This window comes from Acidovorax sp. IB03 (genome assembly GCF_016406015.1).
Classification (GTDB): Bacteria; Pseudomonadota; Gammaproteobacteria; order Burkholderiales; family Burkholderiaceae_C; genus Acidovorax; species Acidovorax temperans.
Genome location: NZ_JAEFCH010000007.1, coordinates 90,277 through 112,636 on the forward strand (window position 1 = coordinate 90,277; position 22,360 = coordinate 112,636).

General features: G+C 65.2%; 21 protein-coding genes and 1 pseudogene. 9 read left to right on the forward strand and 13 right to left on the reverse strand.

Features of this window, described 5'->3' with window-relative positions:
• Positions 1–24: 24 nt before the first annotated feature.
• The 3 genes from IHV84_RS06075 (at position 25) to IHV84_RS06085 (ending at position 3,751) form a co-directional block, all read left to right on the forward strand.
• Positions 25–1,518: an efflux transporter outer membrane subunit gene (locus IHV84_RS06075; protein ID WP_198846219.1), complete on the forward strand. Its 1,494-nt coding sequence runs from the start codon at positions 25–27 to the stop codon at positions 1,516–1,518.
• Between the two features lie 240 nt (positions 1,519–1,758).
• A complete protein-coding gene (locus IHV84_RS06080; RefSeq protein WP_198846220.1) occupies positions 1,759–3,195 on the forward strand; it encodes an NAD-dependent succinate-semialdehyde dehydrogenase in 1,437 nt (478 codons plus the stop codon).
• Between the two features lie 61 nt (positions 3,196–3,256).
• Positions 3,257–3,751, forward strand: a complete 495-nt coding sequence (locus IHV84_RS06085; protein WP_198846221.1) for a hypothetical protein — start codon at positions 3,257–3,259, stop codon at positions 3,749–3,751.
• A 25-nt stretch (positions 3,752–3,776) separates the two neighbouring features.
• On the opposite strand, the gene IHV84_RS06090 is transcribed toward IHV84_RS06085, so the two are convergent.
• Positions 3,777–4,214 (reverse strand): hypothetical protein, encoded by a 438-nt coding sequence (locus IHV84_RS06090; protein WP_044399875.1) that lies wholly within the window; start codon positions 4,212–4,214, stop codon positions 3,777–3,779.
• Positions 4,215–4,323: 109 nt separating this feature from the next.
• Between IHV84_RS06090 and IHV84_RS06095 the strand changes: the two genes are divergently transcribed.
• The gene (locus tag IHV84_RS06095; protein WP_198846222.1) at positions 4,324–5,220 is read left to right on the forward strand and encodes a LysR substrate-binding domain-containing protein; all 897 of its coding nucleotides are present in this window, start codon (positions 4,324–4,326) and stop codon (positions 5,218–5,220) included.
• A 16-nt stretch (positions 5,221–5,236) separates the two neighbouring features.
• Here the strand turns inward: IHV84_RS06095 and IHV84_RS06100 are convergent, their stop codons facing one another.
• Complete coding sequence (locus tag IHV84_RS06100) at positions 5,237–5,641, reverse strand: hypothetical protein (RefSeq protein ID WP_044399881.1); 405 nt, start codon at positions 5,639–5,641, stop codon at positions 5,237–5,239.
• A 46-nt stretch (positions 5,642–5,687) separates the two neighbouring features.
• Positions 5,688–5,894, reverse strand: coding sequence for a hypothetical protein (locus tag IHV84_RS06105; protein WP_198846223.1), 207 nt, complete (start codon positions 5,892–5,894; stop codon positions 5,688–5,690).
• Between the two features lie 219 nt (positions 5,895–6,113).
• On the opposite strand from IHV84_RS06105, the gene IHV84_RS06110 reads away from it, so the two are divergent.
• Positions 6,114–6,455 carry an HPF/RaiA family ribosome-associated protein gene (locus IHV84_RS06110; RefSeq protein ID WP_044399884.1) on the forward strand — a complete coding sequence of 114 codons (342 nt, stop codon included), beginning with the start codon at positions 6,114–6,116 and terminating at the stop codon, positions 6,453–6,455.
• Positions 6,456–6,563: 108 nt separating this feature from the next.
• On the opposite strand, the gene IHV84_RS06115 is transcribed toward IHV84_RS06110, so the two are convergent.
• The 9 genes and pseudogenes from IHV84_RS06115 to bfr form a co-directional block, all read right to left on the reverse strand.
• Positions 6,564–7,301: a DUF4198 domain-containing protein gene (locus IHV84_RS06115; protein WP_198846224.1), complete on the reverse strand. Its 738-nt coding sequence runs from the start codon at positions 7,299–7,301 to the stop codon at positions 6,564–6,566.
• Positions 7,302–7,594: 293 nt separating this feature from the next.
• A pseudogene (locus IHV84_RS06120) lies at positions 7,595–8,155 on the reverse strand (TonB-dependent receptor plug domain-containing protein); the annotation flags it as partial.
• Between the two features lie 112 nt (positions 8,156–8,267).
• Complete coding sequence (locus IHV84_RS06125) at positions 8,268–8,513, reverse strand: hypothetical protein (protein WP_142081636.1); 246 nt, start codon at positions 8,511–8,513, stop codon at positions 8,268–8,270.
• A complete protein-coding gene (locus IHV84_RS06130) occupies positions 8,510–9,712 on the reverse strand; it encodes a PepSY domain-containing protein (protein ID WP_198846225.1) in 1,203 nt (400 codons plus the stop codon). The genes IHV84_RS06125 and IHV84_RS06130 overlap by 4 nt, the downstream gene beginning before the upstream one ends.
• Before the next feature lie 481 nt (positions 9,713–10,193).
• Complete coding sequence (locus IHV84_RS06135) at positions 10,194–12,380, reverse strand: TonB-dependent siderophore receptor (protein WP_233099823.1); 2,187 nt, start codon at positions 12,378–12,380, stop codon at positions 10,194–10,196.
• Between the two features lie 119 nt (positions 12,381–12,499).
• Positions 12,500–12,832, reverse strand: coding sequence for a DUF3325 domain-containing protein (locus tag IHV84_RS06140; RefSeq protein ID WP_198846226.1), 333 nt, complete (start codon positions 12,830–12,832; stop codon positions 12,500–12,502).
• A gap of 4 nt (positions 12,833–12,836) precedes the next feature.
• Complete coding sequence (locus IHV84_RS06145) at positions 12,837–14,612, reverse strand: PepSY-associated TM helix domain-containing protein (RefSeq protein WP_198846257.1); 1,776 nt, start codon at positions 14,610–14,612, stop codon at positions 12,837–12,839.
• 5 nt (positions 14,613–14,617) lie between these two features.
• Entirely contained in the window at positions 14,618–14,926 is a 309-nt protein-coding gene (locus IHV84_RS06150) for a DUF3649 domain-containing protein (RefSeq protein WP_198846227.1), read from the reverse strand.
• Between the two features lie 319 nt (positions 14,927–15,245).
• Positions 15,246–15,722, reverse strand: coding sequence for a bacterioferritin (bfr, locus tag IHV84_RS06155; RefSeq protein WP_044399895.1), 477 nt, complete (start codon positions 15,720–15,722; stop codon positions 15,246–15,248).
• 253 nt (positions 15,723–15,975) lie between these two features.
• Here bfr and ahpC point away from each other — a divergent pair, with 253 nt between their 5' ends.
• Together ahpC and ahpF are read left to right on the forward strand one after the other, a co-directional pair.
• Entirely contained in the window at positions 15,976–16,551 is a 576-nt protein-coding gene (ahpC, locus tag IHV84_RS06160; protein ID WP_044399898.1) for an alkyl hydroperoxide reductase subunit C, read from the forward strand.
• Positions 16,552–16,733: 182 nt separating this feature from the next.
• A complete protein-coding gene (ahpF, locus tag IHV84_RS06165) occupies positions 16,734–18,302 on the forward strand; it encodes an alkyl hydroperoxide reductase subunit F (RefSeq protein WP_066692098.1) in 1,569 nt (522 codons plus the stop codon).
• Positions 18,303–18,522: 220 nt separating this feature from the next.
• Here the strand turns inward: ahpF and IHV84_RS06170 are convergent, their stop codons facing one another.
• A complete protein-coding gene (locus IHV84_RS06170; protein WP_044399904.1) occupies positions 18,523–19,344 on the reverse strand; it encodes a pyruvate, water dikinase regulatory protein in 822 nt (273 codons plus the stop codon).
• Positions 19,345–19,537: 193 nt separating this feature from the next.
• Here IHV84_RS06170 and ppsA point away from each other — a divergent pair, with 193 nt between their 5' ends.
• The gene (gene ppsA, locus IHV84_RS06175) at positions 19,538–21,928 is read left to right on the forward strand and encodes a phosphoenolpyruvate synthase (RefSeq protein ID WP_198846228.1); all 2,391 of its coding nucleotides are present in this window, start codon (positions 19,538–19,540) and stop codon (positions 21,926–21,928) included.
• A gap of 54 nt (positions 21,929–21,982) precedes the next feature.
• Entirely contained in the window at positions 21,983–22,336 is a 354-nt protein-coding gene (locus IHV84_RS06180; protein ID WP_142081624.1) for a DUF4212 domain-containing protein, read from the forward strand.
• The last annotated feature ends 24 nt before the right edge of the window (positions 22,337–22,360 follow it).

Below are 22,360 nucleotides of genomic sequence, written 5' to 3' on the forward strand. Positions count from 1 at the left end.
TGTGGGCCTGGCAGGAGATTCAACATGACAGACAACGCAAATCACCCCGGGGCCGTGCTGACCCCCGCCGCCCGCAGGCGCAGTCTGCTGGCCCCTCTGGCCGCAGCTTTGGTGCTGGCAGGCTGCATGACGCAGCCTGTGGTGCCGTCACCGCATGCCGGTGTGCCTGTGCCCGACGCCTTCAGCGTAGGCAGCCAGCAAGCTGCCGTGCCGCCCGCCCCCTGGACGGTGGCCCCGCCCGCTGAAGCCCAGCCTCGTGGCGAATGGTGGCTGGGTTTTCAAGACCCCGCACTGGCCGACCTGGTGCAGCGCGCAGGCAGTGCCAACACCAGCATCCAACAAGCCGCAGGGCGGCTGGCCGAGGCCCGCTCGCTGCTGCGCTCGGCCGACGCCGCGCGCTCGGTGCAGGTGGGCGCATCGGCCGGTGTCACCCGCCAGGCCGGTGCCGCCACCACGGGCAGTGCCACCCCCGCCACGCTGGGCACGGCCGGGCTCAATGTGTCTTATGAGCTGGACCTGTTTGGCAAGCTGTCGCAAACCAGCGATGCTGCGCGGCTGGACGCCGACGCCCGCGCTGCGCTGCTGCAAAGCACGCGCCTAATGGTGCAGGCCGATGTGGCGCAAACCTACCTGCAACTGCGCGCCGCGCAGACCGAACTGCAACTCGTCAACGAAAGCCTGGCCGCGTACCAGGACACCCTGCGCTTGACGCAGCGCCGCCAACAGGCCGGTGACGTGGCCGAGCTGGACGTGGCTCGCGTGCAGACCGAAGTGGCCGCCACCGAGTCCGAAGCCCTGGCCTTGCAGCGCCAACAAGCCCTGCTGGCCAACGCCCTGGCGGTGCTGGTGGGCGAGGTGCCCGGCAGCTTTGCCTTGCCCGCTGCTGCGGGTGACGCCGCCTTGCCCGTCATCCCGCCCGGCGTGCCCGGCACGGTGCTCGCCCGCAGGCCCGATGTGTCGGCTGCGCAGACTGCGGTGATGGCGGCACAGGCCCGCGTGGGGGTGGCGCAAACGGCGTGGTTCCCGGCCATCACGCTCACAGGCAATGCGGGCCACGCATCGCCCGAGCTGGGCGACCTCTTCAAGTGGTCGGCCCGCGCCTGGGGCGTGAGTGCCTTGCTTTCGCTGCCCCTGTGGGACGGTGGCCAGCGCGACGCGCAGGTGCAGGGCGCCAACGCCCGGCTGGAGCAAGCCCTGGCCAGCCACCGCGAGCAGGTGCTCACCGCCTTCCGCGAGGTGGAAGACCAGTTGGCCTCACTGCGCTGGCTTGCTGGCCAAGTCGAGGCGCAAGGCCGTGCCGTCACGGCTGCCCGCCGCGCCACGCAGCTGTCAGACACGCGCTACCGCCATGGCCTGGTCAGCCAGCTGGAACTGCTGGACGCCCGCCGCAGCGAACTGCGCAACCGCCGCCAGGCGCTGCAGGTGCGCACCGCCCAGTACACCGCCACGGTGGGGCTCATCCGCGCGCTGGGCGGCGACTGGGGCGATGCCGCCCCGCGCGTGGCCGCTGCACCCTGATCAGCGGGTGAAGGTGCAGGCGCTGCAAGGCGCAAGCCGTTGACGGAGCACAAAGGGCCGGGGGCAAGTACCCCCACCTTCGCCTCGGGTTGTCATACAACCGCGGCAGCCCGCTGGCGGTGCGCCTATAGTGTGGTGTTCGCTCGGGCATCGGCACTTTGTCTGGCTTGAAAGTCATCTCACCAAGGTGCACAGCCCGTGCTGGCCACCGTCTTTTGTTCCCACCACAGGAGTTTTTGCATGAGCTACCCCCACACCCGTCTTTTCATTGCAGGCACATGGCAGGACGCTGTGGACGGCAAAACCATTGCCGTGCACAACCCCGCCACCGGCAAAGAAATCGGCCGGGTGGCGCACGCCAGCAAGGCCGATCTGGACCGTGCCCTGGAAGCTGCCCAAAAGGGCTTTGAAGCCTGGCGCGACATCCCCGCCGTAGACCGCGCCAAGACCATGCGCCGCGCCGCTGCGTTGATCCGCGAACGCGCCGAATCAATAGCCGCCATCATGGTGCAAGAGCAGGGCAAGCCCCTGGCCGAAGCCAAGGTGGAAACCATGTCGGCTGCAGAAATCATCGAATGGTTTGCCGACGAATCCCAGCGCGTGTACGGCCGCATCGTGCCTTCGCGCAACCTCAAGGCCCAGCAGCTGGTCATCAAAGACCCCGTGGGCCCCGTCGCCGCCTTCACGCCCTGGAACTTCCCCATCAACCAAGTCGTGCGCAAGCTCGCCGCTGCCCTGGCCGCAGGCTGCTCCATCCTCGTCAAGGCGCCTGAAGAAACCCCCGCCAGCCCCGCTGAGCTGATCCGCGCCTTTGCCGATGCGGGCGTGCCCGCTGGCACCGTGGGCCTGGTCTATGGCGACCCTGCAGAAATCTCCAACTACCTCATCCCGCACCCGGTCATCCGCAAGGTCACCTTCACGGGTTCGACCCCCGTGGGCAAGCAACTGGCCGCCCTGGCTGGCAAGCACATGAAGCGCGTGACGATGGAGCTGGGTGGCCACGCCCCAGTCATCGTGGCCGAGGACGCCGACGTCGAGCTGGCCATTCGCGTGGCCAGCGGCGCCAAGTTCCGCAACGCGGGTCAGGTCTGCATCTCGCCCACGCGCTTTTTGGTGCACGAAAGCATTCGCCCTGAGTTCGTGGCGGCCTTCGCTCGCCACGCCCAGAACCTGAAGGTGGGCGACGGCCTGGCTGAAGGCACGCAGATGGGCCCCCTGGCCAACCCGCGCCGCATCACCGCCATGACTGACCTGCTGGCCGACGCCGTGCAGCAAGGCGCCCAACTGGCGGCAGGTGGCCAGCGCATTGGTACGGAAGGCAACTTCTTCCAGCCCACGGTGCTCAACGACGTGCCCCTGTCGGCCCGCATCTTCAACGAAGAGCCCTTCGGCCCCGTGGCCGCTGTGCGTGGTTTCGAGAAGATCGAAGACGCCATTGCCGAAGCCAACCGCCTGCCGTTTGGCCTGGCCGGATACGCCTTCACCACCTCGCTGAAATACGCCCACCTGCTGGCCCAGCGCCTGGAAGTGGGCATGCTCTGGATCAACCAGGCGGCTGCGCCTGCGGCTGAGCTGCCCTTCGGTGGCTTGAAGGATTCGGGCTATGGCTCCGAAGGTGGCTCCGAGGCGGTGGAGGCGCACTTGAACACGCGCCTGGTCTCGATCATGAACGCGTAACGAGTCTGCCTGTGCCCGCACGTTGTCGTTGTCCCCACTTCACTCCCGTGGGCGTCTTCGCATGAAGTACATCGTCCCTCTGCTGCTGGGCCCTTTGCTGGTGGCGGCGTTCGCCGTCGCCTATTGGGGGCCGGTGCGGGGCTATAGCGTGGAATGCAGAAAAGACGTGCAGATCACTTGTGCCATCGAACGCGAAACGTCTTCGGCCACCACGGCCCATCGGTTCACGCTGGGCAGCGACCCGAAAGCGGTGGTGCGTTTGAAAGACGTTCGCAAGGGGCCAGACCGGATACTGCTGTACTTGGCTTCCTCTGCGGGCGATGTCTTTGCGGCCGAGTTCGAGGGAGGCAGCGCACTGTCTGAGGCAGAGGCGGCGGCTGCGCGGCTCAATGGCGTGTTTGCTGCCACACAGCCTAGTGAGGCGCGGGTGGACGTATCGCCCCCCGCCTATCTGCGCTGGATGCTGTGGGGCGCCGTGGCCTTCTTGGCGCTGCTGGTGCTGGCGGCTCACCGCGCCATGCAAACCAAGCCTGCCGCTACGCCGCCCGGCGCCTGAATAGCCTGGCGGCGTAGCCGCGTGTTCAGCCTCCTTGCGCCATGCGGCTGCGGGCCGTTTGCGCTACTTGCTCCAACGAGCGACCGTTGCGCTTGATCAGGCTGATCAGCACATGCACGCCCACTGCCAGGGCGAGCAGGAAGATCGCCCCCAGCCCCCAGATGCCCCAGGCCAGCACGGTCACGGCGCCCGCCAGGGCGGGCACGCTTTCCAGCACACCTTGCAACATGGGGCCTGCGGACGTGACCCAGCTCTCCAGCGTTTGCAGCAGCTCGGGCGGTATCCACCCTTGAAGCCACGCAGGCAGCAGCACGGCCTGCACTGATGCAGCGCCTGCCGCACCGGTTGCCAGTGCGCCAGCGCTGGACATGGCCCACACGGTGAATGCATGCACGCCCCAGCACAGCAGCGACCAGATCGCCAGCAACGACAACGAGACAAACCAGCTGATGGCATAGAACATGGGTCGTTTCCTTTAGTGAAATACAGGCGTGCAGTATGGGGATGGCGACGAGAAATAGACACCAGCCTGGCTCGAACCTAGTATTCGGTTTTTTCGAACCGGAGGGTGCATGCTCAACTACCGTCACCTGTACTACTTCTGGATGGTTGCCAAGGAAGGCGGCTTTGCCCGCGCGGCAGACCGGTTGCAGATGGCCGTGCAAACCATCAGCGCGCAGGTGCGAGAACTGGAAAAGTCCCTGGGGCACCAGTTGCTCAAGCCCTCGGGCCGTGGCGTGGCCCTGACCGAGGCGGGCCAGGCAGCCTACGCGCGGGCAGAAGCCATCTTTCAGTTGGGTGAGTGCATCACCCAGGAAGTGCGTGAAGCGGCCAGCAGCCCGGTGGCGCGGCTGTCGGTCGGGCTGTCGGATGGCATCTCTAAACTGGCAGCCCATGCGCTGCTGGAGCCCGTGCTGGCCCACCCCCAATTGCGACTGGTGTGCCACGAGGGGGAGTTTGACGAGCTGCTGTCCGAACTGGCGCTGCACCAGCTGGACGTGGTGCTGGCAGGCCAGGCCACGCCGCGCAATCCCAACCAGCGGCTTTCCAGCGAGCGCATGGCACGCACTGCGGTGCAGTGGTACGGGCCGGCCTCGCTGGTCAAGAAATCCGCGCGTGACCGGTTTCCGCAGTCGCTCCAGGAATTGCCGGTGCTGCTGCCCACCGTGCATTCGCCGTTGCGCACGACCTTGGACGGGTGGTTTCACGACCTGGGCCTGCGGCCCCGGGTGGTGGGCGAGTTTGAGGACAGCGCCCTGCTGGCGGTGTTTGCTGCGCGTGGGCTGGGGGTGTTCCCCGTCAGCCAGCTGGGTGCGCAGGATGTGGGTCTGGTGCGCGGGCTGCGCCTGCTGGGCGACAGCCCCGACATTCACGAAGAAGTGCACGCCATCTGGTCGCGCCGGGGGCAGCACCATCCCCTGGTGCGCCAGATGGTGGCTGCTGCGCACGGGGGCGGCTCGCCGCGGTAGGCAAGTTGCCGGTGCCTCAAGCCTGGGCTGCGGCTTCTTCCATGTGCCAGCGCTTCAGCGCTGCTTCCATCACCCACGCCTCGGCCGATGCCACATGCTGGTCTGCGGTGGCGGCCGCATCGGCAAAGTACAAAACCTTTTGGCGCAGGACGGCATCGGTCACTTCGTCCAGGAGCGCGGCCAGCGTGGCATCGTCGATGTGGCCTGTGAGCAAACGCCGGTCGCGCATGCCCATCAGCAGGTCTTCGCACAGCGTGTGCAGCACCTTGCCGAATGCGCTGGGTGGTAAGCCCAGCTCGTGCTCAATGTCGCGCCCGTACAGGGCATCCATTTCCGAGCGGCTGACATGGCCGTCGGCAATCAACAGCAGCGCAACGATGCGTGCGGCGGCCTGGGGACTGTTGCGGGGGTAGCTGCGCATGGGGTGGTTTCCTCCAAGTGTGTGTGGGTGGTTTCGATGGTGATGGTTAGTCGCGGTAGGGGTGATAGCGCTGCCTCTGGTGCTGTGGGTGGTGCGGCAGGTGGCGCTCATCCCGCACACGCACGGGTACCAGGACGGGCGCCCGTGTGGTGGTGCTGCGTTGAGACCAATGCCAAAGCCTGTGCACGGCCTGGTCCCACAAGGCCCGCAGGCGCTGCAATAGCGTGGGGCGCAAGGTGCGAGGGGTTTTCATGGAGCATCTCCTGGGTGGTGAACACAGCCTTGAATGTGTGGCCTCCCACCCGTGCAACCAAGCAGGTTTTTTGTGAGCACTGCGTTGGTTTTATCGAAATGACCTGGATGTCGCTAGTGACGGCGACACAGGTTTTTTAGAGGCCATGTTCTGAGAAAACCTGCTGTGACGGCGGCATGTCCGGCACTAAGGTGAGGGCTCCAACCAAGGAGAACGCTGATGCAGATACTTTTCAAGTCTCGCCACCCCGAAGCCGCCTTGATGCGTGACACCGTGGAGCGCCGCGTGCGGTTTGCGCTGCGGCGATTGAATGCCCTGGTGCCCAGGGCCGATGTGCAGTTGGCTGATGTGAATGGCCCCCGCGGCGGGCTGGACAAGCGCTGCCAGATTGCCTTGCGCACCGATGGCGCGGGCGAGGTGGTGGTGTCTTCGGTGGCAGGCGATTGGCGCACCGCGCTGGACGAAGCCCTGGCCCGCGCGGTGCGGCATGTGCTGAAGGTGTGGCGCCGCGCCACCGTGGCGCGCAGAGGCCGCCACCGGCCGCTGGCCCTGCAAGGGTGAGCGCCGCCGCACTGGCTTACCGCCAGTGCCAGCGGCAGCATTCAAGTTGATGCTATTAAAAATATAGCTGTTGGCGCTTGTGTATCAAGCGCTAACAGCCATTTTTATTCAGTGTGCGTGGCCAGCAGGCAGCGCAGGCGACGCCATGCCTTCGGCTTGCACAAAGCTCAGCGTGATGAGGTGGCTCACCTCGCCGTACTTCTGGCCCTGGGCCTCGCCAGGGGTTTTGTCGCTGTGCTTGACCTCGGCCACGTACTGGCCCTTCCAGGGCAGGGCGAAGGTGACGGTGCCGTCGTCGCCGCTGGTGGCTTCACGCGCCCAGCCGGAGGGGGACACCAGCTCCACCTTGGCCTTGGGCAGCGGGGCGCCGTTGAACACCACCTTCAGCTGGCCGGGCTTGCCGGTGGGAACGAGGTCCAGTGCAGCAGTGGGGGCCACGGGTTTGGCCAGGCTGGCCACCCAGCGGGCGGTGGGCTTCCACAGCAGCGGGGGCAGGTTGGCCTTGGTGCGGTCGATCAGCGGGTAGGCAGCGTCGGCAAACAACGTCTCGGCGTTGGGGGCGGTGGTGTAGGTGAAAGCTTCTTTGGTCAGCTGACCTTCCACGCGCTGCGTGGCACCTTCCACCGTCTGTTCCAGCACGGGCACGCCCTTGAACTTGTCGAGCAGGCCGGGCGAGGTTTCGCGCACGTTATCGTTGTATTCACCAAAGTGCAGTTTGGCCTGGCTGCCGCTGTGCTCCAGCCACACCTGGTGGGCTTGTGCGGCCAGGCCGGTGGTGGCGAGCAGGGCGGCGGCGATCAGGCTGCGGGTCAGGCCTGTGGCGCGGGTGTTCAAACGTTGGTTCATGGCAGTCAGCTCCTTGCGGTGGGTTAAAACGGGTTTGCAGAAATCACAGGGCGAGCACGTCCAGCCCCACAGGTGTAGGGATGAAAACGCTCATGTTTTGATAGCTGCCTGCGCTTGCTAAATAAGCGCTGGTGGCTGTTTTGACTTAAAGTTTTTGGGTGCAGCCCATGCTGTGCAGCGGGCTGCACAGAGCCTGCGCCCAGTGAGCGTTCGGAGGCTTAGAAATCCACGCTGGCGCTCAGGCTTACGGTGCTCGGGGCGCTCACCGTCAGGTAGCCCGAGCCGGGGTAGCCACCGGTGTTGCCATCGGGCCCAAAGCGGCGGGCAATGTCGGCCGCCAGTTGCGTGCTGCCGCCAATGCCCCCGCCTGCGGGGCTGGCACCGTTCAAAAAGGCCGATGCGCCGCGCAACACCTCCACGCGCTCAAACAGCTCGGTGGCGATGTACTGGCGTGGCAGCAGGCTGTACAGGCCGTTGTAGGCGGTGTCGTCCGAGTCGAGCAGGAAGCCGCGAATGAAGTACGACTCCTGGAAGTTGCCAAAACCGCGCGCCACGCGCACGGTGGGGTCGTTTTGCAGCACATCGCCCACGCTGCGGGCGTGGCGGTCCAGGATCAATTCGTTGGTGTAGCTGATGGCGGAGAACGGCGTGTCCATCGCATCGCGCGTGCCCAGAATGCCCGCACGCGCGCCGCGCGCCACCTGGCCGCCGGGGTAGGCGGGCGACAGGCCTTGGGCCGATGCGTCGGCACTGGCGTTGACGGTGACGGTGGACAGGGCCTTGCCCTCGCCCGCCGCGGTGGGGGCTGCGGTGGGCTGTGCATGCAGCGCGGGTGTGGCCAGGGCCAGCACCATCGCGGCCGCAGCCAGTGCAATGGGGGTGACAGACAGCGCAGGGCGCAGCAGAGGGGCGGCGCAGGGTGACGGTTGGTAATGCATGGAGGATGCGATCAAGGAAACAAGAAACTCAGCGCGGAGATGCGCCGGACGTGCCGGATGGATTGGTGGGGGGTGGGACGGCGTGTGCAGTGGCTGCGGATCTGCGGGGCCAGCTGTACCAGCCCATCACCGCCACCGGCACACCCAGCGCTGCCCACGACCACCAATCGCCCCAGGTGTCAGACACCAGGGCCGTGAGCAGCCCGGTGGTGGTGAGCACGCCCATCACGATGGGCCAGCCCCACAGGGCCCAGAAACGGCGGTGCTTGTTCATACAGCGCCCTCGGTGGAGCGCGCTGCGCCCGATGCAGGCAATGCGCCGCCTGCAAAAACGCCAGCAGACTTGTCCGCCGCGTGGACTGAAGGGCTGGCCGCCTGCACACCCTTGCGCAGCCACAGGTACAGCCCACTGCCCAGCACCACGATGGTGGCGATGTCGAGCAGCGCCCAGAGGATCTTCATCGGCATGCCGCCGTAGTCGCCAAAGTGCAGCGGCTGCGACACCAGCAGCGCCGTCAGGTACCAGGGCAGCTGGGGCGCGGCGGTGACCTGCGCCGTGCGCGCATCCACCAGCACTGGCTTGAGCAGCTTGGAGGTGAGCGGCTCATTGCCGCGCAGGAAAAACGTGTTGTGGTGCGGGCTGGAGAACGCCGTGCCGGGGAACGCAATGAACGACAGCTTGGTGCCCGGCGCCTGGGCCTGCGCGGCCTCCAGCGCCTGCTGCAGCGGCCCGCGCTCTGCAGCGGGCACGATGGGCTGGCCCTCATACGGCTTGAGTAGCAGCGAGAGCTGGTCGTACTGCCAGTATTTGATGAGCAGGTCGGCCCACGTGTTGATCATGCCCGTGCCGCCCACCACAAACGCCCACACCAGCGTGACGATGCCCAGCAGGTTGTGCAGATCGAGCCACTTCACGCGTGTGGAGCGGTCCCGCCGCACCTCGCCAAACGCCAGCTTGCGCATGAAGGGCGCATACAGCACCACCCCGGTGACGATGGCCACCAGCAGCAGCAAGCCCATGAAGCCCAGGAACAGCTTGCCCGGCAGGCCTGCGAACAGGTCCACATGCAGGCGGAACATCACATGCATGAAGCCCTCGTCAAACCGGGGCTGCGCCAGCACCTGGGCCGTGCGCGCATCCACCGCCACCGAGCGGAAATCATCGGTGGGCGCTGGCGTGGGCGTGAGGGTGATGAACCACACGTTGTCATCGTCCTCGGCAGGCGATGCGAACTGCACCACACGGTCCGGGTGCAGCGCCTGCGCGGTGGCCAGCACCTGGTCGAGGCTGGCGCGCGGCGTGTTGGCGGGCATGGCGGGCGCTTCGACTTCGGTGCCCAGCAGGTGGCCGATTTCGTGGTGAAAGATCAGCGGCAGGCCGGTGATGCACAGCAGCAGCATGAAGACGGTGCACACCAGGCTGGACCACTTGTGGGTCCAGCTCCAGCGGCGAAGGGCGGTGGGGCTCAGCATGGTGTGGGGGCAGGGTTCAGCAGGTTGCGCAGGCGCACGTCCGCAGGGCCAGCCCGCAGTGCGGGGCGGCCAGGGCGGCGTCAGTAGCGGTGAGGAAGGAGTGGTTCAAGCCAGACAACCCGAAAACATCGAAAGACGGTGGGTGCTGGCGGCAGCCTTAGAGCGGGTCTAAAGGGGAGGCTGTGGCTTGCAGAAAACCTGAATTTTACATTGCAAATAGGAATTGTTTGTATTTGATGTGGTGGTGAAAGTGGTGGTGTTGGAAAAAAGCCCGCTGCCAGAACGCCGCGTGCGTCTCTTCTGGAGCGGGAGGGTGTGCAGGCGGGACCACCGGGTGCCTGCGCAGGGGGTGTCTTCTCCACTGCATTGGGTATTTGCTATCAAAATAGAAGCTGCTGGCGCTTATGGATAAAGCGCTGCAGGCCAATTTGGCTTGAAGTGGCGCGCGCAGGCCATGCGCACGCCGGTGGATGCACGGTGCTCAGAAGTGCGTGCGCAGCGTGACTTGCACGGCGCGGGGTGAGCCCGGCAGGATCAGGTTGTCGTTGCTGCCGTGGGCCGACACGTAGTGCTTGCGGTTGGTGAGGTTCTTCACGTTCACGTCCAGATCCCACTCGCCCAGCGCGAACTGCAGGGCAGCGTCGAACGTGGTGTAGGCGGGCAGGGTGACGAGGTTGGTGAGGGAGGTGAAGCGCTCGCCCACATGGCTCACGCCGCCGCCCAGGCGCAGGCCCTGGCCCAGGTCTTTCATCACCCACACCGAGGCGCTGTTGCGCGGAGTGAGCGAGGGCACCTTGCCCAGGGCAGGCACGGCCACCACGGGCAGCTGCGACGAGCTGGTGGTGGCCAGCGACTTGGTGGTGCGCCCGTCCAGGTAGGCGTAGCCCGCGCTCACGTCCCAGCGGCCAGGCAGGCGGCCGCTGGCGGTCAGCTCAAAGCCGTTGGTGCGCTGCGTGCCCACGTTGATCTGGCGCGAGGGGTTGGCCGGGTCGGTGTTCTTGATGTTGGTGCGCTCCAGGTTGAACAGGGCACCCGTCACGCTCAGCTTGCCGCCCAGCAGGTCCAGCTTCACGCCAATCTCCTTGTTCTGGGTGATTTCCGGTGCGGCCGCCGTGTTGTTGGCGGACAAGGCAAACGCCTCGGCCGATGGCTGGAACGACTTGCTGTACGACACGTAGTACGAAACGGTATCGCTGGGCTGCCACACCAGCCCGGCGCGGGGGCTGAATTTTTTGTCGGTGCGCGAGAGGGTGGCGAGCTTGCGGTCGTAGCGCGTTTCCTGCCCGTACACGTCATACCGCGCCCCAATCAGCGCCTTCCACTGCGGGGCCAGGGTGATCTGGTTTTGCCAATACAGCGCGGCGGTGTCTTGCGTGGTGTGGCTGGGGATGGCGTTGTCGGCGTTGTAGTTGGCCGCAGGAATCACGGGCGCAGCGGCGCTGGGGTTGAGGATGGACACCCGGTCGGCCCCGCCCGAGACGGATTCCGAGCGTTTCTTTTGCTGGCCCAGTTCCATGCCCATCAGCCACTCTTGCCGGAGCCCGCCGAGCTGGTTACGCCAGGTCACGTCGGTCTGGTTGAACACGCCCTTTTCGTCGCGCAGGATGAAGGCGCGTGATCGTCCCACGGTCATGGTGACCGGGTCGGTGGTGCCGCCGGGCAGGGTGTTGTAGCGGTCAAGTGCGTAGTCGTAAACGCGGGTCACGTTGCGCACGGACCAGTCGTCGTTGAACCGGTGGTTGAGCGTGGCGGTGAATGACTGCATGGCGCTGGTGGTGGTGTCGTCCTGCGCGGCGTTGCTGGAGCCGTAGTAGGTGCCAGCCGCCACGTTCACTGGGCGGCCGTTCAGGGCCGGGATGCCGAAGTCCGTCAGGCGCTTGTCGCGGGCGTGGGTGTATTGCAGCAGCAGGTCGGTTTGCGGCGCGAGCTTGAGGGCCAGGGATGGGGCGAAGTTGTGGCGCTTCACAAACTGCTGGTCGCGGTAGCTGTCAGAGTCTTCCACGGCGGCATTGAGGCGAAAGGCCGCCGTGTCACTGATGCCCACGTTCAGGTCGGCCGTGGCGCGGCGCCAGGCGTAGCTGCCCACGCCCACAGAGGCTTCGCCAGAGGTCTCGCCAAACTGCGGTTTCTTGGTGATGCGGTTGATGAGGCCGCCTGAAGATCCGCGCCCATACAGTACGGCGGCCGGGCCTTTGAGGACTTCGATGCGCTCGATATCGGCCAGGTCGCGGAAGTACAGCGCATCGTCGCGGACACCGTCCACAAACTGGTCAGCAATGGCTGTGAAGCCGCGAATCACCACCTGGTCACGCTGGCCGTCGCCATGGCTCATGGCCACACCGGGCACATTGCGCAGCGCGTCTTCCATCGAACGGGCGCCCTGGTCGCGCAACAACTGGGCTGGCACCACGTTCACGGCCTGCGGCACATCGCGCAGGGGTGCGCTGCCTTTGGTGGCGGTGGAGGTGGCCGTGGGCGTGTAGCTGTCGCCTTGCGGCGTGGCTTTGATGGTGACTTCGCCCAATGCCTTGGGGGCGCTGGTGTCAGCTGGCGTGCCCTGGGCCAGGGCGTTGCCACAGGCCAGCAGCAACACGGCGGCCGCCAGGGGGCTGAGGGTGTGGGCCAGGGGCGCAGGGTGTCGCACACGGGGCATGGAAGATGAATGCATGGTGGATCCTGTAACGAGAGTGAAAAAACACAGGGGCGTTGCACAGCCGCGCAGACGTCTGCCTGCGCACGGCGGCGCCGCATCAAAAGAGCGTTTGCTGGGGGGCGGAGCCCGCCGGGCTAGAGGCCGCCGACGTACGCCAGCAGCCCTGCTGCCAGCGAAGCGGCGCCCAGCGGCGGAGCGCGCTGGGGCAACCAGGTAAGGGCCGCGGTGGCGGCCACCGCGGCCACCGACAGGGCCACAGCCCATGCCGTGACGCCCAAGGAGGCGGGCACGCCGGCCGGTGTGCGCGTGGCCAGCCACAGCGATGCCAGCAAGATCACCCAGCCCGCGCTGCGCAGGTGGCGCAGGCGCGTGGGGGAAGCCTCGCGGCCCAAGGCGTCTTCGTGGTGTTTGTCCATGCCCAGGGCCATGGCGAGCCAGGCGGCAAAGCAAAACAGAAAGGCAGACATGGCTTCAGGTTCCTGCGGTGATTTCCGAGGCCGCGTTGGGCACGGCGTGCGCTGCCGGTGTGGGGGCTTGGGGCGCCGCTGCGTGGGTGCGGGCCGCGCGCTTGGCAGGGGTTGTAGGGGCGGGGCTGCGGCGATGCAGGTGCCACGCCACGGCACCCAGCACGGCGCCCGCGGCCAGGAAGGCCAGGTCCAGCGCCGCCCAGGTCCAGTCGCCCGCAGGCAGCGTGGCGCCCAGGTGGGTGGATGTGGTCAGGGCATTGAGCACGGGCAGCAGCGCCCATGCCGCAGCAGCCAGGCCCATCACTGCCGTCCAGCCCAGGCGGCGGGGGCACAGCAGGCCCCACACCAGGGCCAGGCCCCAGGTGGCGAAGAAGCAGGCCAGCTCGGTGTCTGCACGCTGGGGCAGTTCCAGCGGCAGCAGACGGTTGGCCGCCAAAAACACCGCGCAAGCCAAAGGCAGACCCGCCAGGGTGCCGATGTTCAGCCCTGCCACCAGGCGCTCGCCCAGCGGCAGTCGCTGTGGGGCCGGGGTGGCCTGGGCAGCAACCTTGCGCTGGGCCTGCGCGCTGCGCTTGACGGACCACAGCACCATGCCGGTGGCAATCATCAGGCAGCCCAGCAGCCCAAAACCGAACAATGCCCAGCGCAGGCCGGGGCTGGCGAAGCGTGCCATGTGCAGCCCGTACAGCACGCCGTAGGTGGTGACGGCGGCGCTGGTGGGGTTGAGCTCGCCCACGGGTTGTACGGTGGTGGCATCAAACAGCAGGCGGGGCGGGCGGTATTGCAGGCGGTCGCCCTCGTGGCGGGTGACTTCCACCACTGGTTTGCCTTTGGCATCGCGCCGCGCCTGGATGGAGCCGATGCGGCCGCCGTCCCAGTGCTTTTGGGCGGCAGCCAGGATGGTGGCCACAGGGATCAGCGGCAGGGGCTCGACCTTGGCGCCTGGCTCGCGCCGGGCCCGGCGCTCGGGCTGGTCGCCTTGCAGGTCGGCAAAGTAGGTGTTCGAGTCCACCTTGCCATCCGCCCCGGCATACGCTGTGGCGATGCCGCTGGGCAGGTACATCGAGTGGAAGATCATCAGCCCGCTGAAGGTGATCATCAAGTAAAACGGTAGCACCAGTACGCCTGAGACGTTGTGTGCATCCAGCCAGGCCCGCTGGCCGCCCTTGCCGGGGCGGAAGGTGAAGAAGTCCTTGAAGATGCGCCGGTGCGTGACCACCCCGGTGAGCAGGGCCATGAACATGAGCAGCGTGGCCACGCCCACCACCCAGCGGCCTTCCAGCGTCCAGCGGCCCTTTTGCGCGGTGCGCAGCTCAAAGTGAAAACGGTAGAAGAAGTCGCCGCCCATGGACTGGCGGATGTCCACTGGCTCGCCCGTTTGCGGGTTCATGCGCAGGGTTTCAAAGCGGCCATTGCCACTGCCGCGCCACAGCACATTCACAGCCGGATCGCGCTCGTCGGGCAGGTGGATGATCCACTGGGTTACGTCGGGCACCTTGCGGTGCAGCGCAGCCAGGGCTTTTTCAGCGGTGTTGGTCTCTGTGCCTGCTGCGGTGGTGGGCAAGCCGTGCAGCTCGGGGTGCGTCCACAGGTTCAGCTCGTTTCGGAAGAACGACAGCGTGCCGGTGAGGAAGATGGCAAACAGCAGCCAGCCCAGCACCAGCCCCGCCCAGGTGTGCAGCCACGACATGGCCTGGCGAAAGCCTTCGCGGTCGTTGGGGGCCTTGGTTGGGGTCTTGGCCCTTGCCGGTGCGGGCAGGGCGCTCTCAGTGGTGGGCATCGTGCTCATGCCGCAGCCCCCAGCCAGCGCGGCGCCATGGCCATGGCGCCCATCACGGCGGCGGGTGCCAGCATGCCCAGCCAGGCGCCCCAGCTGGTGCGTGCATAAAACACCCAGGCCACTGCGGCGGCGTACACCAGCCATGCCAGCATGGTGGCGGTGAGCACGGCATCCACCCGGGGCATGGCCTGGGCCAGCGCCAGCGACAACGCCCCGGCAAACGCTGCCGTCAGTGCATAGCCCCCCAACGCGGCGGCCAGGGTGCGCGACAAGACGGTGAGGCGGTACCGCCAGTCCACTCGGGCCGTTTTCATGGCTGCACCGAGAGGCTCGGAAAGTGGGTGCAAAGGGGGCGGCGGCAAGGCATGGGCAGGGGCTCCAGTCTGGGTTGATCCAAAGGCTGGCTGCACCCGGCGGGGTCCCGTTCGTGCTGGCTTGCTAGCGCGGAATTCTACAGTTATTGAGAAGCATTCTTATTTTGTTTGTAAAGTTCTGCTTGCGTTGGCGCAAGGTTGCAACAGACCGATGCGGTTGGAGAGTGAGCGGGCCGCCTGGTGCAGACGGAAAAAACGGGCCCGCAGGCCCGTTCCATGGCACGGCGGCTCGCCGGGCGCCCCGGAGGGGGGCAACGCCTCAGTCAGCATCCCCCATTTGGGACTGGAGGTAGTTCGGCAAACCCACCTTTTCGATGAGGTCGATCTGGGTTTCCAGAAAGTCGATGTGCTCTTCGGTGTCGTCCAGAATCTTTTGCAGCAGGTCGCGCGAGACATAGTCGCGCACGCTTTCGCAGTGGGCCATGCCTTCCTTGATGGTGGCTTGGGCGCCTTGTTCCGAGCGCAGGTCGCAGGCCAGGATTTCTGGCACATCCTCGCCCACTTGCAGCTTGCCCAGGTCTTGCAGGTTGGGCAGGCCGTCGAGCATGAAGATGCGGTCCATCAGCCAGTCCGCGTGCTTCATCTCGCCGATGGATTCTTCGTATTCCTTCTTGGCCAGCTTGTCGAAGCCCCAGTGCTTGAGCATGCGGTAGTGCAGGAAGTACTGGTTGATGGCGGTGAGTTCGTTCTTCAGTTGCGCTTGCAGGTGCGCGATGACTTGTGGGTCGCCTTTCATGGGGCCTCCTTGTGGGTTATCGACGTGCGATTGTGGGGGGTACCCTGGTGCCTGACAAGCCAAACCCCTGCGCGAGTATCCCCGCCGGAGCCCCATGCCAAGGGAAAGGGGTAGAGTGCCCCTTGGCGCCCGGATGGCGTGTCATAGAATAGTCATTGGCAATTGATTCAATCAAATCAATTAATTGGATGCATTGCATCAAAAAGCCTAGACTTCAGTCTGTTCTGTCAACCAACCCCTTAAGGAAACAGCAATGTCCCTGATCAATACGCAAGTCCAGCCTTTCAAGACCGAAGCTTTTGTGAACCGCAACGGCAAGGGTGAATTCATCACCGTGACGGAAGAAAGCCTGAAGGGCAAGTGGTCTGTGCTGATCTTCATGCCAGCAGCGTTCACCTTCAACTGCCCCACAGAAATCGAAGACGCCGCTGACAACTACGCTGCCTTCCAGGCCGCTGGTGCCGAGGTCTACATCGTGACCACCGACACCCACTTCTCGCACAAGGTGTGGCACGAAACTTCCGACGCGGTGGGCAAGGCCAAGTTCCCTCTGGTGGGCGACCCAACCCACCAGCTGACCAACGCTTTCGGCGTGCACATTCCTGAAGAAGGCCTGGCCCTGCGCGGCACCTTCGTGATCAACCCCGATGGCGTGATCAAGACCATGGAAGTGCACTCCAACGAAATCGCCCGCGACGTGTCGGAAACCCTGCGCAAGCTCAAGGCTGCCCAGTTCACCGCCGCCAACCCCGGCCAGGTGTGCCCCGCCAAGTGGAAGGAAGGCGCCAAGACTTTGACTCCTTCGCTGGACCTGGTCGGCAAGATCTAAGCCGCTTCATGCATCGGCTGAGCGCGCCGCAACCGGCGTGCTCCCCAAAGCCGGACAGCGCCATGGTGCTTGCGCCATGCCGTCCGGCTTTTTTTCGCCCGGATTTTGGCCATCAGGCTTGAATGAATCGCCTGAAGCCCTTAAACCTACAAGACCACAACTCGAATTTTTAGGAAGCCACCATGCTCGACGACCAACTCAAATCGCAACTCTCTGCCTACCTGGAACGCGTACAGCAGCCGTTTGAACTGGTGGCTTCTCTGGACGACAGCGAAACCGCCCGCGACATGCGCGAGCTGCTCGAAACCATCCAGTCCCTGCGCAGCGACAAGATCACCCTGCGCACCGATGGCAACGACGCCCGCAAGCCCTCGTTCAGCCTGCAGCGCGTAGGCGCCACCAACAGCCTGCGTTTTGCCGGCCTGCCCCTGGGCCACGAGTTCACCTCGCTGGTGCTGGCCCTGCTGTGGACGGGCGGCCACCCACCCAAGGTCGAGCAGGATGTGATCGACCAGGTCAAGGCACTGGACGGCGACTTCAACTTCGAGGTCTACATGAGCCTGACCTGCCACAACTGCCCGGACGTGGTGCAGGCCCTGTCGCTCATGGCCATCCTCAATCCCAAGATCAAGACCACGGTGATCGAAGGCGGCGCCTTCCAGGAAGAAGTGACCAAGCGCGAAATCATGGCCGTGCCCATGGTGTTCCTGAACGGCCAGCTGTTTGGCTCGGGCCGCATGACGCTGGAAGAAATCGTCGCCAAGCTCGACACCGGCTCTGCCGCCCGCGAAGCCGCCAAGCTCAGCGCCAAGGATGCGTATGACGTGCTCATCGTCGGCGGTGGCCCCGCTGGTGCCGCAGCGGCGGTGTACGCCGCCCGCAAAGGCATCCGCACCGGCGTCGCTGCCGAGCGCTTTGGCGGTCAGGTCAATGACACGCTGGCGATTGAAAACTACATCTCGGTGCTCGAAACCGACGGCCCCAAGTTTGCCGCCGCACTCGAAGCCCACACCCGCGCCTACGGCGTGGACATCATGAACCTGCAGCGCGCCGACAAGCTCATCCCCGCCGCGCAGCCCGGCGGCCTGATCGAAGTGCAGCTGGCCAACGGCGGCTCGCTCAAGGCCAAGACGGTGATCCTGTCCACCGGCGCCCGCTGGCGCAACGTGAACGTGCCCGGCGAAGCCGAGTACAAGAACAAGGGTGTGGCCTACTGCCCGCACTGCGACGGGCCCCTGTTCAAGGGCAAGCGCACGGCCGTGATCGGCGGCGGGAATTCGGGTGTTGAAGCAGCCATTGACCTGGCTGGCGTGGTGGCCCACGTCACCCTCATCGAGTTTGCCGACCAGCTCAAGGCCGACGCAGTGCTGGTGAACAAGCTCAAGAGCCTGCCCAACGTCACCATCCACACCAACGCCCAGACCACCGAAATCACCGGTGCCGACGGCAAGGTGAACGGCCTGAAATACAAGGACCGTGCCACCGGCGAAGAGCACCTGGTGCCGCTGGAAGGTGTGTTCGTGCAGATCGGCCTGGTGCCCAACACCGAATGGCTCAAGGGCACGGTCGAGCTCTCCAAGTTCGGCGAAATCGTGATCGATGCCAAGGGCCACACCAACGTGCCCGGCGTGTTTGCCGCCGGCGACTGCACCACGGTGCCTTACAAGCAGATCGTGATTGCCGCCGGTGCGGGTGCCACAGCCGCCCTGAGCGCGTTCGACCACCTGATCCGCACGCCTGCAGCGGTTTGAGGTAAAAATGGCCTGCAGCGCTTGCTGAATAAGCGCCAGAAGCTATAAAAATAGTAGCAAAGCCTGGGCCGCGAAAGTGGCCCAGGCTTTTTTCTTGGGTGCGGCTTCTGTGGGTTGCTCGTGTTGAGAGCAAATCACCCTGGAAGCGAATCAGCGTAAGCGCAAGGCGCTATCAAAAAAATAGTAACTTGCGCTGGCCGCTGCGATCCCGAAGGGGGCTTTAGTACATCAGCCGTTCGGGCCGCACTTCCTGCAGGATGGTGGTGGCGATCTCTTCGATGGACTTGGTGGTGGTGGACAGCCAGCGGATGCCGGAGCGGCGCATCATCGCCTCGGCCTCAGCCACCTCGGCGCGGCAGTTCAGCAGGCTGGCGTACTTGGAGTTCGGGCGCCGTTCGCTGCGAATCTCGGCCAGCCGCTCGGGGCTGATGGTCAGGCCAAAAATCTTCTTCTGGTAGGGCACCAGCGCGGGTGGCAGCTGCTTGCGCTCAAAGTCTTCGGGGATGAGCGGGTAGTTGGCCGCCTTCAGGCCGAACTGCATGGCCAGATACAGGCTGGTCGGGGTCTTGCCACTGCGGCTCACGCCCACCAGGATCACGTCAGCCCCCGCCAGGTCGCGGTTGCTTTGGCCGTCATCGTGCGCCAGGCTGAAGTTGATGGCTTCGATGCGGTCGTTGTATTCCTTGCTGCGGCTCACGTCCGAGAAGCGTCCCACGCGGTGGTGCGACTTGATGCCCAGCTCTTCTTCCAGCGGGTGCACAAAGGTGCCAAACATGTCCAGCAGCATGCCCTTGCAGCCGTCCTGAATCACCTTGAGCACTTCCATATCCACCAGCGTGGTGAAGACGATGGGCTTTTTGCCCTCCACCTCGCCGGTGTGGTTGATCTGGCGCACCACCTGGTGGGCCTTGTCCACCGTGTCGATGAAGGGCAGGCGCACATGGCGGGGCTTGAATTCAAACTGGGCCAGGATGGCGTTGCCGAACGTCTCCGCAGTGATGCCGGTGCCGTCTGACACAAAAAATACAGTTCGCGAGTGCATGGGGGCCCTTTTTAAAAGCGTCAGCCCTTTGCCAGAAGCAGGGGCCTACAATTGCCGCAATTATCCAAATTCTCACCATGCGTACCGTCGGCCTACAACCACAACGACAAAGCTGCAGCCTGCGCATGGCCGCTTGCCAGAGGCCACGACGGGCCCGGCATGCAGACCCGGTTTCAACTTCTGGAGCTTTCCCATGTCTGCACTTTTCAGCCCGACCGCCCTGGTCGTACCGTTTGAAAACCTGAGAATGACCGATGTCGAGGCCGTTGGCGGTAAAAACGCCAGCCTCGGCGAGATGATCTCCCAACTGCCGCAAGGCGTGCGTGTGCCCACGGGCTTCGCCACCACCGCCCACGCGTTCCGCGAATTCCTGGCCTACGATGGCCTGGCCGACAAGATCAGCGCCAAGCTCAAGAGCCTGGACACCGAGGACGTGCGCGCTCTCGCACAGGTCGGCGCCGAGATTCGCGCCATGGTCGAGGCACAGCCCTTCCCGGCTGACCTGCAAAAAGCCATTGCCGACGAATTTGCCAAGCTCAGCGCTGGCAACCCCAACGCATCGTTTGCCGTGCGCTCGTCTGCCACGGCCGAAGACTTGCCCGACGCATCGTTTGCTGGCCAGCAGGAAACCTTCCTGAACGTGGTGGGCATCGACGAAGTCATGCACAAGATGAAGGAAGTGTTCGCGTCGCTGTACAACGACCGCGCCATCTCCTACCGCGTGCACAAGGGTTTCGAGCACGACGTGGTGGCCCTGTCGGCCGGTGTGCAGCGCATGGTGCGCTCGGACCTGGGCGCGGCCGGTGTGATGTTCACCATCGACACCGAATCCGGCTTTGAAGACGTGGTGTTCATCACCAGCAGCTATGGCCTGGGCGAAACCGTGGTGCAAGGCGCCGTGAACCCCGACGAGTTCTACGTGCACAAGCCCATGCTCAAGGCTGGCAAGAAGGCCGTGATCCGCCGCAACCTGGGCTCCAAGCTGATCCAGATGGTGTTCTCTACACCTGAAGAAAAGGCCGCCACCCGCAAGCTGGTCAAGACCATCGACGTGCCTGCCGAGCAGCGCAACCGTTACTCGCTGACCGACGCCGACGTGGAGCAACTGGCCCACTACGCCCTGGTGATCGAGCAGCACTACGGCCGCCCCATGGACATCGAGTGGGGCAAGGACGGCACCGACGGCCAGCTCTACATCCTGCAGGCACGCCCTGAAACCGTGAAGAGCCAGGCCAAGGATCAGGCCGAACTGCGCTACAAGCTCAAGGGCCACGGCACGGTGCTGGCTGAGGGCCGCGCCATCGGCCAGAAGATTGGTACCGGCCCCGTCCGCCTCGTACACAACATTGCCGAGATGGACAAGGTCCAGCCCGGCGATGTGCTGGTGACGGACATGACCGACCCCAACTGGGAACCCGTGATGAAGCGCGCCAGCGCCATCGTCACCAACCGCGGTGGCCGCACCTGCCACGCCGCCATCATTGCGCGCGAGCTGGGCATTCCGGCCGTGGTGGGCTGTGGTGACGCGACCGAGCGCCTGAAAGACGGCACGCTGGTCACGGTGAGCTGCTCCGAGGGTGACACCGGCAAGATCTACGACGGCCTGCTCGAAACCGAAGTGACCGAAGTGCAGCGCGGCGAGATGCCGCCCATTAAGACCAAGATCATGATGAACGTGGGCAACCCCCAGCTGGCGTTTGACTTTGCCCAGCTGCCCAATGAGGGCGTGGGCCTGGCGCGCCTGGAGTTCATCATCAACAACAACATTGGTGTGCACCCCAAGGCGATTCTGGACTACCCCCAGATCGACGCCGACCTGAAGAAGGCCGTGGAATCTGTGGCCCGTGGCCATGCCTCGCCCCGCGCTTTCTATGTGGACAAGGTCGCCGAAGGCGTGGCCACCATCGCCGCCGCTTTCTGGCCCAAGCCCGTCATCGTGCGCCTGTCGGACTTCAAGTCCAACGAATACCGCAAGCTGATCGGCGGCAGCCGCTACGAGCCAGAGGAAGAAAACCCGATGCTGGGCTTCCGCGGTGCGGCCCGCTACATCAGCGAAGACTTCGGCGAAGCCTTTGCGATGGAATGCGAAGCGCTCAAGCGCGTACGCAATGACATGGGCCTGACCAATGTGCAGGTGATGGTGCCCTTTGTGCGCACGCTGGGCCAGGCCGAGCGTGTGACCAAGCTGCTGGCCACCCATGGCCTGGAGCGCGGCAAGGACGACCTCAAGGTCATCATGATGTGCGAAGTGCCCAGCAACGCCATCCTGGCTGAGCGCTTCCTGCAGTTCTTCGACGGCTTCTCCATCGGCTCCAACGACCTGACCCAGCTCACCCTGGGTCTGGACCGTGACTCGGGCCTGGAATTGCTGGCGCAGGACTTCGACGAGCGCGACCCGGCTGTCGAGGTGCTGATCCACCAGGCCATCAAGGCCTGCCTGGCCCAGGGCAAGTACATCGGCATCTGCGGCCAGGGCCCCAGCGACCACCCTGACTTTGCACAGTGGCTGGCGAAGGAAGGCATCTCTTCCATTTCGCTGAACCCTGACAGCGTGGTGGCCACCTGGCAGCAACTGGCCGGCTGACGCCTGGCCAGCGGGGCGGCGCATGAGATCGCAGGCGTGAGGGATTTCTGATCCATGCGACCTTCCGCGCTACGCCCCCAGCAAACTCCGCCCCGCGAGCCCGAACTCGCGGGGCCTTTCCCTCCCGATCTGCACGACGTTCGCCACCTGTGGCTCAAGGCAGTCCTGCTGGCTGTTTGGGTGCTGGCGTCGTTTGTCGCCACTTATTTCGCTCGCGATCTGCAGGACATCGTGGTGGGCGAATGGCCTTTGGGCTACTGGATTGCCGCCCAGGGGGCGGTGCTGGTGTTCATCGCCATCGTGGTGGTGTACGCCTGGGCCATGAGCCGGTTCGAGCGGCAGGACGCCCAGGCTGCCAGTGCTGCATCGGCTGAAGGGGCGCAACCATCGGAGCACCGCCGTGGCTAGCCAGGCCCGCCGCAGGCGGGGTGT

Coding starts and splice junctions, on each gene's coding strand:
- ahpF (WP_066692098.1), top strand. CDS start 16,734: ATGCTCGACGACCAACTCAAATCGCAACTCTCTGCCTACCTGGAACGC.
- IHV84_RS06140 (WP_198846226.1), bottom strand. CDS start 12,832: ATGTCTGCCTTTCTGTTTTGCTTTGCCGCCTGGCTCGCCATGGCCCTG.
- bfr (WP_044399895.1), bottom strand. CDS start 15,722: ATGAAAGGCGACCCACAAGTCATCGCGCACCTGCAAGCGCAACTGAAG.
- IHV84_RS06170 (WP_044399904.1), bottom strand. CDS start 19,344: ATGCACTCGCGAACTGTATTTTTTGTGTCAGACGGCACCGGCATCACT.
- IHV84_RS06075 (WP_198846219.1), top strand. CDS start 25: ATGACAGACAACGCAAATCACCCCGGGGCCGTGCTGACCCCCGCCGCC.
- IHV84_RS06090 (WP_044399875.1), bottom strand. CDS start 4,214: ATGTTCTATGCCATCAGCTGGTTTGTCTCGTTGTCGTTGCTGGCGATC.
- IHV84_RS06125 (WP_142081636.1), bottom strand. CDS start 8,513: ATGAACAAGCACCGCCGTTTCTGGGCCCTGTGGGGCTGGCCCATCGTG.
- IHV84_RS06100 (WP_044399881.1), bottom strand. CDS start 5,641: ATGCGCAGCTACCCCCGCAACAGTCCCCAGGCCGCCGCACGCATCGTT.
- IHV84_RS06150 (WP_198846227.1), bottom strand. CDS start 14,926: ATGAAAACGGCCCGAGTGGACTGGCGGTACCGCCTCACCGTCTTGTCG.
- ppsA (WP_198846228.1), top strand. CDS start 19,538: ATGTCTGCACTTTTCAGCCCGACCGCCCTGGTCGTACCGTTTGAAAAC.
- IHV84_RS06110 (WP_044399884.1), top strand. CDS start 6,114: ATGCAGATACTTTTCAAGTCTCGCCACCCCGAAGCCGCCTTGATGCGT.
- IHV84_RS06130 (WP_198846225.1), bottom strand. CDS start 9,712: ATGCTGAGCCCCACCGCCCTTCGCCGCTGGAGCTGGACCCACAAGTGG.
- IHV84_RS06095 (WP_198846222.1), top strand. CDS start 4,324: ATGCTCAACTACCGTCACCTGTACTACTTCTGGATGGTTGCCAAGGAA.
- IHV84_RS06085 (WP_198846221.1), top strand. CDS start 3,257: ATGAAGTACATCGTCCCTCTGCTGCTGGGCCCTTTGCTGGTGGCGGCG.
- IHV84_RS06135 (WP_233099823.1), bottom strand. CDS start 12,380: ATGCATTCATCTTCCATGCCCCGTGTGCGACACCCTGCGCCCCTGGCC.
- IHV84_RS06105 (WP_198846223.1), bottom strand. CDS start 5,894: ATGAAAACCCCTCGCACCTTGCGCCCCACGCTATTGCAGCGCCTGCGG.
- IHV84_RS06145 (WP_198846257.1), bottom strand. CDS start 14,612: ATGCCCACCACTGAGAGCGCCCTGCCCGCACCGGCAAGGGCCAAGACC.
- ahpC (WP_044399898.1), top strand. CDS start 15,976: ATGTCCCTGATCAATACGCAAGTCCAGCCTTTCAAGACCGAAGCTTTT.
- IHV84_RS06080 (WP_198846220.1), top strand. CDS start 1,759: ATGAGCTACCCCCACACCCGTCTTTTCATTGCAGGCACATGGCAGGAC.
- IHV84_RS06180 (WP_142081624.1), top strand. CDS start 21,983: ATGCGACCTTCCGCGCTACGCCCCCAGCAAACTCCGCCCCGCGAGCCC.
- IHV84_RS06115 (WP_198846224.1), bottom strand. CDS start 7,301: ATGAACCAACGTTTGAACACCCGCGCCACAGGCCTGACCCGCAGCCTG.